The organism is Pseudomonas sp. NPDC085632 (genome assembly GCF_044541255.1).
Taxonomy (GTDB): Bacteria; Pseudomonadota; Gammaproteobacteria; order Pseudomonadales; family Pseudomonadaceae; genus Aquipseudomonas.
Map to the genome: position 1 here is coordinate 45,121 of NZ_JBITSX010000043.1, position 9,737 is coordinate 54,857.

Sequence of the window (9,737 nt, forward strand, 5' to 3'; positions counted from 1 at the left end):
GCAAGAACAAAGCGCGTAACCCACTGATGCCCGGGAACCTGCTTTTACTTGCAGCTTGAGGCTCACAACTTGAAGCTGCCCGGAGGGCTTCCTATGAGTTATGTGATCGACCGACGTCTGAATGGCAAGAACAAGAGCACGGTGAACCGCCAGCGTTTTCTGCGGCGTTACCGTGACCACATCAAGAAGGCTGTCGAAGAGGCGGTCAGCCGGCGTTCCATTACCGATATGGAACACGGCGAACAGATCAGCATTCCCGGTCGCGACATCGACGAACCGGTGCTTCACCACGGCCGCGGCGGCAAGCAGACCGTGGTTCATCCTGGCAACAAGGAATTCACTGCCGGCGAACACATCGCCCGGCCACCGGGCGGTGGCGGCGGACGCGGTCCGGGCAAGGCCGGCAATTCCGGCGAGGGCATGGACGAATTCGTCTTCCAGATTACGCAGGAAGAGTTTCTCGAGTTCATGTTCGAAGATCTCGAGCTGCCCAATCTGGTCAAGCGCAACCTCAGCGGTACTGACACCTTTAAAACCGTGCGCGCGGGGATCAGCAACGAAGGCAACCCGTCACGGATCAACATCATCCGCACCCTGCGCTCGGCCCACGCACGGCGCATCGCGCTGTCTGGCAGCAGTCGCGCGAAACTGCGTGAAGTCAAAGAAGAACTTGAACGTCTGAGACGCGAAGAACCGGACAACTTCGGCGATATTCAGGAACTCGAGGCCGAAGTCGAAAAACTCAGCGCGCGCATCCATCGTGTGCCGTTCCTCGACACGTTCGACTTGAAGTACAACCTGCTGATCAAACAGCCCAACCCCAGCTCGAAAGCGGTGATGTTCTGCCTGATGGACGTCTCCGGCTCCATGACCCAGGCGACCAAGGACATCGCCAAACGCTTTTTCATCCTGTTGTACCTGTTCCTGAAACGGAACTACGACAAGATCGACGTGGTGTTCATCCGCCACCACACCAGTGCCCGGGAAGTCGATGAAGAGGAGTTTTTCTACTCGCGGGAAACCGGCGGCACCATCGTTTCCAGCGCCCTGAAACTGATGCAGGAGATCATGGCCGAGCGTTATCCGAGCAACGAGTGGAACATCTACGCGGCCCAGGCTTCCGATGGCGACAACTGGAACGACGACTCGCCGATCTGCCGCGATATCCTGATCAACCAGATCATGCCGTTTGTGCAGTACTACACTTACGTGGAGATCACCCCGCGCGAACATCAGGCCTTGTGGTACGAGTACGAACGCATCGCCGACGCCTTCTCTGACACTTTTGCCCAGCAGCAACTGGTCTCGGCCGGGGATATCTACCCGGTCTTCCGTGAACTCTTCCAGCGCAGGTTAGTGACATGACCGCCAAAGAGCAGAAGCGCCAACCCATTTCCACCGGCTCCGAATGGACGTTCGAGCTGATTCAGACCTACGACCGCGAAATCGCCCGGATCGCGGCTCGCTATGCGCTGGATACCTATCCCAACCAGATCGAAGTGATCACTGCCGAGCAAATGATGGACGCCTATGCCTCGGTGGGCATGCCGCTGGGTTACCACCATTGGTCCTACGGCAAACACTTCCTCAGCACCGAAAAGTCCTACAGCCGTGGGCAGATGGGCCTGGCCTACGAAATCGTGATCAACTCCGATCCGTGCATTGCTTACCTGATGGAAGAGAACACTATCTGCATGCAGGCGCTGGTGGTGGCCCATGCGTGCTATGGCCACAACAGTTTCTTCAAGGGCAACTACCTGTTCCGCACCTGGACCGACGCCAGTTCGATCATTGATTACCTGGTGTTCGCCAAGCAGTACATCATGCAGTGCGAGGAACGCCACGGCATCGACGCGGTGGAAGACCTGCTCGACTCCTGCCATGCCTTGATGAACTACGGCGTCGACCGCTACAAACGTCCGTATCCGATTTCCGCCGAAGAGGAACGCCGGCGGCAGAAAGATCGCGAAGAACACATGCAAAAACAGATCAATGATCTGTGGCGCACTATCCCCAAAGGCGCGGACAAGTACAGCGACAGGGACAACGCACGCTTCCCCGCCGAGCCGCAGGAAAACATCCTGTACTTCATTGAGAAACACGCGCCGCTGCTGGAACCGTGGCAGCGCGAGATCGTACGGATCGTGCGCAAGATCGCCCAGTACTTTTATCCACAGCGCCAGACCCAAGTAATGAACGAAGGCTGGGCGACGTTCTGGCACTACACGCTGATGAACGATCTGTACGACGAAGGGCTGGTCACCGATGGCTTCATGATGGAATTCCTCACCTCACACACCAGCGTGGTGTTTCAGCCAGGATTCGACAGCCCGTACTACAACGGCATCAACCCCTACGCGCTGGGCTTTGCGATGTATCGCGACATCCGGCGCATGTGTGAAGAACCTACCGAAGAGGACTATCGCTGGTTCCCGGAAATCGCCGGGACCGACTGGCTGTCGACCATCAAGTTCGCCATGAGTAGCTTCAAGGATGAGAGCTTTATCCTGCAGTACCTGTCACCGAAAGTGATCCGCGACCTGAAACTGTTCAGCATCCTCGATGACGATCAGAAGGACGACCTGCTGGTGCCAGCCATCCACGACGAACCCGGTTACCGAATCATCCGCGAAACACTCGCCGCGCAGTACAACCTCGGCAACCGCGAACCCAACGTGCAGATCTACAGCATCGATCGGCGCGGCGACCGCTCACTGACCTTGCGCCACCAGCAGCACGACCGCAAACCGCTGGGCGACTCCACCGACGAGGTGCTCAAACACCTGCATCGCTTGTGGGGCTTCGATATTCATCTGGAAACCCTGCAAGGCGACCAGATCATGAAAACCCATCACGTTCCGCCACGCAGCGAACACAGCGAAGGGGATTACGGTCGACTGGATCTGGCCGTCATTCATCTTTGATCCGCTAGCGGCCTCCGAAAGTCTGACGCAAGGGTTATCCTGTCGGGCTAACGGAGGTTTTTTATGCAGATTTTCAAGGTTGGCGGCGCGGTTCGTGATCGCTTGCTGGGCAAGCCAGTCACCGACATCGATTGGGTGGTGGTCGGTGCCACCACAGAAGAAATGCTCGCCAAGGGTTATCGGCCGGTCGGCGCGGATTTTCCGGTATTTCTTCACCCCAAAAGCGGCGAGGAATACGCCCTCGCCCGCACCGAACGCAAAAGCGGTCGCGGTTACGGCGGCTTCACCTTTCACGCCAGCCCTGAAGTGACGCTTGAAGAGGACCTGATTCGCCGCGACCTGACCATCAACGCCATGGCCGAGGACGATCAGCATAATCTGACTGATCCGTACCATGGCCAGCGCGATCTGCAAGCCCGAATTCTGCGCCATGTATCTCCGGCGTTCGCCGAAGATCCCCTCCGTGTATTGCGCGTTGCCCGCTTCGCCGCGCGCTACGCCGAACTCGGTTTCACGGTCGCGCCAGAAACCCTGGAACTGATGCGTCAGCTCAGCGAGTCCGGTGAACTGGAGGCGCTGACCGCCGAACGCAGCTGGAAAGAAATCTCCCGTGCGCTGCTGGAAGATCAACCGCAGGTGTTCATTCAGGTGCTGCGCGACTGCGGCGCGCTGAAGGTGCTGATGCCGGAAGTCGATGCTCTTTTTGGGGTGCCACAACCGGAAGCCCATCATCCAGAAATCGACACTGGCCTGCATACACTCAGCGTGCTGGAGCAATCTGCGCTGCACAAACAACCGTTGACCGTGCGCTGGGCTTGCCTGCTGCACGATCTCGGCAAAGGTTTGACCCCGAAAGAAGAATGGCCGCGACACATCGCCCATGAGCACACGGGGCTGAAGCTGATCAAAGCGGTCAACGAGCGCTTCAAGGCGCCGAAGGATTGCCAGGAACTGGCACTACTGGTCGGCAAATACCACACCCATTGCCACCGGGCGCTGGAGCTGAAGGCTTCGACATTGCTGGAGCTGCTGCAGAGTTTTGATGTCTATCGCCGGCCACAGCGGTTTGAGGAGTTTATCGTCGCGTGCGAAATGGACGCCCGAGGCCGCAAAGGGCTGGAGCAGAGAAGTTATCCACAGGCGGATTATCTGCGTGGCGCTGCCAAGGTTGCGCGGGAAGTCGCGGTGAAGCCGTTGCTGGAGAAGGGATTCAAGGGCCCGGAACTGGGCGAAGCACTGAAGCGTGAACGACTGAGGGCGTTGAAGGCTTACAAGGAAAACAGCTAAAGCAAGATCAAAAGATCGCAGCCTGCGGCAGCTCCTACACGGGAATATGCGTTTCTCTGTAGGAGTTGCCGCAGCCTGCGATCTTTTGCTTTTAAAGATTCTGCGGGGTCAACTGCGCACCACGCCATTCGAACGCAACCGGCGCTAAAACCTGATCAATCTGCGCCTCGGCCCACAGCGTCGCAAAGCTTTTTCCCACACCCGGATGCACGCGATCCGGCGCAATCAGCGACAACGGCCACAACACAAAAGCATTTTTCAGAATCTCGGCACGCGGCAAAATCAATCCGTCGAAATTTCCCGCCAGTTCGCCATACAACAGCACGTCGATATCCAGTGGCAAACCCTTGCGATCCGGCGCGTAGCGGCCATTATCCGCCTCGATGAACTTCAAGCGCCGATCCAGTTCCATCAATGGCAGGTCGGTATAGGCCGACACCACAAAGTTGAAGAACGGCCCGCTCTTGATCCCTACCGGTTGGCTCTCGAACACCGCCGAACAGCGGATATCCACCAGGAACGTCGCCAAAGCATCGAGCCCGGCGCGCAAATGGGTTTCGCGCTCGATATTGCTACCGAGCCCTAGGTAGACCTGAGTCAGCGACATCCGCGCTCGATCTCCACACCCACGCCACCTTTCGCAGCCGGTACAGCGCCTGGCTTGGTCAATTTCAGGCGAACCCAGGTAATCTTGAATTCATTCATCAGCACCTCGACCAGACGCTCGGCAAACGTCTCGACCAACTGGAACTGCGCCTGCTCGGCAAAAGCCTGAATTCGCGTAGAAACGCTGGCGTAGTCGAGCGCCAGGGTCAGGTCGTCACCGGCGGCGGCCGGGCGATTGTCCCAGGCGAAGCTCAGATCAAGTCGCAGGCACTGTCGGATGCCGCGCTCCCAGTCGTAGGCACCGATGACGGTGTCGACTTCCAGGCCCTCGATAAACACTCTGTCCAAGCACTTCTCTCCGCTGCACGACAAGGGCGCAATGCGCCGTTAGAATCAGGGCGTCCTCGCCCGGAATAGTTAGCATGTTTTGGTTACTGGCGACTTTCGCCTACCTGCTCGGCTCGCTGTCCTTCGCCATCTTGCTCAGCCGCCTGACCGGAAATCCGGATCCGCGAATGAGTGGCTCGGGCAATGCCGGCGCCACCAACATGCTGCGCCTGGCCGGCCGCAAACTCGCGATCCTGACCCTGCTGGGTGATCTGTGCAAAGGCCTGGTGCCGGTGCTGATCGCCTCGGCTGCAGGCCTTTCGCTGCAGGATCAGGCATGGATCGGCGTGTGCGCCGTGATCGGTCACCTGTTCCCGCTGTACTTTCGCTTTCGTGGCGGCAAGGGCGTCGCCACCGCCGCCGGCATGCTGCTCGGCCTGTATCCCCCCGCCGCGCTGCTGGCAGTATGCGCCTGGTTGCTGACGTTTTACCTGACCCGCACCAGTTCGCTTGCCGCGCTGATCGCCACGCCACTGACCCTGCCACTGCTGGCCTGGCAGGAACCGGAGGCGCTGTTGCCGATGAGCGCACTGACCTTGCTGATCGTCTGGCGCCACCGCGGCAATCTACGCGACCTGTTTGCCGGGCGCGAACGGCATTTTTAAATAGCGCCCATGAGCGCCTCTCATCACAACGGCGACAATTGCTCCATTGGCCAGCGCGCCTGCACGCTGATCGCCAGACTTTCCTGCTGACCGGCCTGCAGGCGCTGGCAACCGGCAAACGCGATCATCGCGCCGTTGTCGGTGCAAAACTCCGGGCGGGCGTAAAACACGTCACCCTTCATGTCGCCGAGCATCTTCTCCAACGAAACACGCAAGGCCTTGTTGGCACTGACGCCGCCAGCGATCACCAGACGCTTCATGCCCGCCTGTTTCAGGGCACGCTTGCACTTGATGGTCAAAGTCTCCACCACGGCCTGCTGGAACGCCAGCGCGATGTCGCAACGGGCTTGCTCGTTGTCGTCCCCGGCGTTGACGCACTGCTGCCAGGCGTTGAGAGCAGACGTTTTCAGACCACTGAAGCTGAATTGCAGGCCCGGGCGATCGCACATCGGACGCGGAAAGGTGAAACGTCCTGCGACGCCCTTCTCGGCCAGTTTGGCGATTTCCGGTCCGCCCGGATAATTGAGGCCCATCATCTTTGCAGTCTTGTCGAACGCTTCGCCGGCGGCATCATCGAGCGTCTCGCCAAGCAGGCTGTATTGACCGATGCCATCGACCTGAACCAGCTGCGTATGACCACCGGAGACCAACAAAGCGACGAACGGAAATTCCGGCGGTTTTGGCTCCAGCATCGGCGCCAGCAAATGCCCTTCCATGTGGTGCACGCCGAGCGCAGGAATGCCCCAGGCAAAGGCCAGCGCCTGAGCGCAGGAAGCACCGACCAGCAACGCGCCAACCAGCCCGGGACCCGCGGTATAGGCGATCGCATCGATCTCGGTCGGCACACAGTCAGCCTCGGCCAACACCTGACGAATCAAGGGCAGCATGCGCTTGACGTGGTCACGCGAGGCGAGCTCCGGCACCACGCCGCCATAGGCGCGGTGCAGGTCGATCTGGCTGAATAATGCATCGGCCAGCAAGCCGCGTTCACTGTCATATAATGCGACGCCGGTTTCGTCGCAGGAGGTTTCTAATCCCAGTACTAGCATGGGTTTGCGCCTTGTTTAGGCTGAATTCGAAGGCGCGCATAATAGTCGCCACGTGATGCCCCGACCAGCGGTTTTCGATCAGAGGCTTTGCATTCCGAGCGATGAGGGGTTAACATCCGCAACCCTTAAAAACCGACGTCTTCAAGTGCTCTTTTGCCGCGAGGATGTTGACCCCGGTAATGAATGAAGGTAGCTCTGGATGCCAGCCGTCAAAGTTAAAGAGAACGAACCCTTCGACGTAGCTCTGCGTCGTTTCAAGCGCTCCTGCGAAAAAGCCGGTGTACTGGCTGAAGTTCGTAGCCGCGAATTTTACGAGAAGCCAACTTCTGAGCGTAAGCGCAAAGCAGCAGCCGCTGTTAAGCGTCACGCCAAGAAAGTTCAGCGCGAACAGCGCCGCGCCGTTCGTCTGTACTAATATACAGACGTTCGTTGCAAGCTTCTTTGCCTAAGCCCGGCTCTCAGCCGGGCTAATGGCATTTGCGTAAAACGCTTGATGCTTCACCGTCGAAGCCGCACATGCGACCAAGACGAATCTGCTTCACACGTCAGACCTGGCTCTTTTGCCAGCGGTGCACGTCTTTTCTGACGAGCCTTTCAAGGCTACTGACGAGCACACCCACTGATTCCTCTTACGACGATCAGCCCAAGGCACCTGCATGCGTGCCCGCTTTATTGAGCTATCCGAGGCCCTTAACCGGCCGTCAGCGGATTCAGCGCAACACTTTCAAATAGTCGAAGACTGATGAGTACTAACGTCAGGGTATTTTCGGCAGATACACTTCCCGACAGCGATTACGCAGACGACACCGGTCGAGCCGCCTATTTTGCGCGCTTCAAACAACGACCCGCGTCCGCCAGCCTGACGCATCGGACTTATTACAGCGCAGACGACGAGAACGCCATGGCCGGGCTGATTCCCCAGAGCTTCATTGACGACCTGCTGAACCGCACCGACATCGTCGATGTGGTCAGTTCGCGCGTGCAATTGAAGAAGGCCGGCAAGAACTACACCGCCTGTTGCCCGTTCCACAAAGAGAAAACCCCGTCTTTCAGCGTCAGCCCCGACAAGCAGTTCTACTATTGCTTCGGCTGCGGTGCCGGCGGTAACGCCCTCGGCTTTCTCATGGATCACGACAACCTGGATTTCCCCCAGGCCGTTGAAGATCTGGCGAAAGCCGCCGGCATGGAAATCCCCCGCGAAGAAAGCGGCCGCCCGCACAAACCCCGCCAGCCGACCGATTCGCCGCTGTATCCGCTGCTCACCGCTGCAGCCGATTTTTATCGTCAGGCACTCAAGAGCCATCCTTCGCGCAAAGCCGCAGTGGATTACCTCAAGGGCCGCGGACTGACTGGCGAAATCGCGCGGGATTTCGGGCTCGGCTTCGCGCCGCCCGGCTGGGACAACCTGTTCAAGCACTTGAGCAGCGACACCCTGCAGCAGAAGGCCATGATCGACGCCGGCCTGTTGATCGAGAACGCCGAAACCGGCAAACGCTATGACCGCTTCCGCGATCGCGTGATGTTCCCGATCCGCGACACCCGCGGCCGCATCATCGCATTCGGTGGCCGCGTACTCGGCGACGACAAACCGAAATACCTGAACTCACCGGAAACCCCGGTTTTCCATAAAGGTCAGGAACTCTACGGCCTTTATGAAGCGCGCAAGAACAACCGCAACCTCGACGAAATCATCGTCGTCGAAGGCTATATGGACGTCATCGCACTCGCCCAGCAAGGCCTGAAAAATGCCGTCGCAACGCTGGGCACTGCGACCAGCGAAGAACATTTGAAGCGCCTGTTTCGCGTCGTGCCCAACGTATTGTTCTGCTTCGACGGCGACCAGGCCGGCCGCAACGCCGCGTGGCGCGCCCTTGAAGCAACGCTATCGAGCCTGCAGGACGGCCGCCGTGCCCGCTTTCTGTTTCTGCCCGAAGGCGAAGACCCGGACACTCTGGTGCGCGCCGAAGGCACTGACGCGTTCAAGGCGCGAATCAATCAGCACGCACAGCCGTTGGCGGATTATTTCTTCCAGCAACTGACCGAAGAAGCCGATCCGCGCTCGCTCGAAGGCAAGGCGCACATGGCCACCCTCGCGGCCCCGCTGATCGACAAAGTACCAGGCGCCAACCTGCGCATCCTGATGCGTCAACGCCTGACCGAAATTACCGGCCTGAGCAGCGAGACCGTCAGTCAGCTCGCACAAAGCGCGCCGCAGGAAGCGCCGCCCGCCTACGATCCGGGCATCAATTACGACGCAATGCCGGACTACAGCGACTACCATCAGCCGCAGGCACAGGACATGTATGTGCCGCAGCAGGAATGGACGCCGAAGAAACCCGGCGCCGGCGGCAAGAAATGGGACAAGAAGCCTTGGGACAAGAACGGCAAGCGTGGCGGTGATCGCGATCAGCAACGCCCGCGCACGCCGATTGGTGTCGAGTCGCCGACCCTGACCGCCCTGCGCACCCTGCTTCATCACCCGCAACTGGCCGAGCGCGTCGAAGATGCCGGGCACATTGCAGACGAGAATCAGACCAACGCCCAGCTCCTTGTGGCGCTGCTCGAAGCCGTACAGAAGAATCCCAAGCTAAACTCATTTCAGTTGATCGCGCGATGGCACGGCACTGAACAGGGTCGCTTGCTCAAGGCACTGGCAGAAAAGGAATGGCTGATTGACGGAGATAACCTTGAACAACAGTTTTTCGACACCATTACTAGCTTGTCAGCCCGCCAACGCGAGCGAAATCTGGAACAGTTGCTCAGGAAAGCGCGTCAAAGCGAACTGAGTATTGAAGAGAAAAATCAACTGCGCGACCTTCTAAGTCGCAATGTTTCCGCATCAAACCCGACCTCAACTGGCGCGTGAGGTCATAGCTAAG

9 protein-coding genes are annotated in these 9,737 nt (G+C 58.8%); 6 read left to right on the top strand and 3 right to left on the bottom strand.

All coding sequences use genetic code 11. From position 1 onward, the window contains the following. Window positions 1–93 precede the first annotated feature (93 nt). The 3 genes from ACIF4X_RS22490 (at window position 94) to ACIF4X_RS22500 (ending at window position 4,211) form a co-directional block, all read left to right on the top strand. Window positions 94–1,365 (top strand): YeaH/YhbH family protein, encoded by a 1,272-nt coding sequence (locus ACIF4X_RS22490; protein WP_397483785.1) that lies wholly within the window; start codon window positions 94–96, stop codon window positions 1,363–1,365. Beyond that, window positions 1,362–2,924 (top strand): SpoVR family protein, encoded by a 1,563-nt coding sequence (locus ACIF4X_RS22495; protein ID WP_397483786.1) that lies wholly within the window; start codon window positions 1,362–1,364, stop codon window positions 2,922–2,924. Before ACIF4X_RS22490 ends, ACIF4X_RS22495 begins: the two co-directional genes overlap by 4 nt. A gap of 63 nt (window positions 2,925–2,987) precedes the next feature. Beyond that, a complete protein-coding gene (locus ACIF4X_RS22500; RefSeq protein WP_397483787.1) occupies window positions 2,988–4,211 on the top strand; it encodes a multifunctional CCA addition/repair protein in 1,224 nt (407 codons plus the stop codon). A gap of 91 nt (window positions 4,212–4,302) precedes the next feature. On the opposite strand, the gene folK is transcribed toward ACIF4X_RS22500, so the two are convergent. Together folK and folB are read right to left on the bottom strand one after the other, a co-directional pair. Next, window positions 4,303–4,818 (bottom strand): 2-amino-4-hydroxy-6-hydroxymethyldihydropteridine diphosphokinase, encoded by a 516-nt coding sequence (folK, locus tag ACIF4X_RS22505; protein WP_397483788.1) that lies wholly within the window; start codon window positions 4,816–4,818, stop codon window positions 4,303–4,305. After that, window positions 4,809–5,165, bottom strand: coding sequence for a dihydroneopterin aldolase (gene folB / locus ACIF4X_RS22510; protein WP_034155079.1), 357 nt, complete (start codon window positions 5,163–5,165; stop codon window positions 4,809–4,811). Before folB ends, folK begins: the two co-directional genes overlap by 10 nt. A 74-nt stretch (window positions 5,166–5,239) precedes the next feature. On the opposite strand from folB, the gene plsY reads away from it, so the two are divergent. After that, the gene (gene plsY, locus ACIF4X_RS22515; protein ID WP_242208955.1) at window positions 5,240–5,809 is read left to right on the top strand and encodes a glycerol-3-phosphate 1-O-acyltransferase PlsY; all 570 of its coding nucleotides are present in this window, start codon (window positions 5,240–5,242) and stop codon (window positions 5,807–5,809) included. A 23-nt stretch (window positions 5,810–5,832) separates the two neighbouring features. Here the strand turns inward: plsY and tsaD are convergent, their stop codons facing one another. Continuing rightward, window positions 5,833–6,858 (bottom strand): tRNA (adenosine(37)-N6)-threonylcarbamoyltransferase complex transferase subunit TsaD, encoded by a 1,026-nt coding sequence (tsaD, locus tag ACIF4X_RS22520; RefSeq protein WP_397483789.1) that lies wholly within the window; start codon window positions 6,856–6,858, stop codon window positions 5,833–5,835. A 199-nt stretch (window positions 6,859–7,057) separates the two neighbouring features. Here tsaD and rpsU point away from each other — a divergent pair, with 199 nt between their 5' ends. Continuing rightward, window positions 7,058–7,273: a 30S ribosomal protein S21 gene (gene rpsU, locus ACIF4X_RS22525; protein WP_002551877.1), complete on the top strand. Its 216-nt coding sequence runs from the start codon at window positions 7,058–7,060 to the stop codon at window positions 7,271–7,273. Between the two features lie 486 nt (window positions 7,274–7,759). Continuing rightward, entirely contained in the window at window positions 7,760–9,724 is a 1,965-nt protein-coding gene (dnaG, locus tag ACIF4X_RS22530; RefSeq protein ID WP_397483790.1) for a DNA primase, read from the top strand. Window positions 9,725–9,737 lie beyond the last annotated feature (13 nt).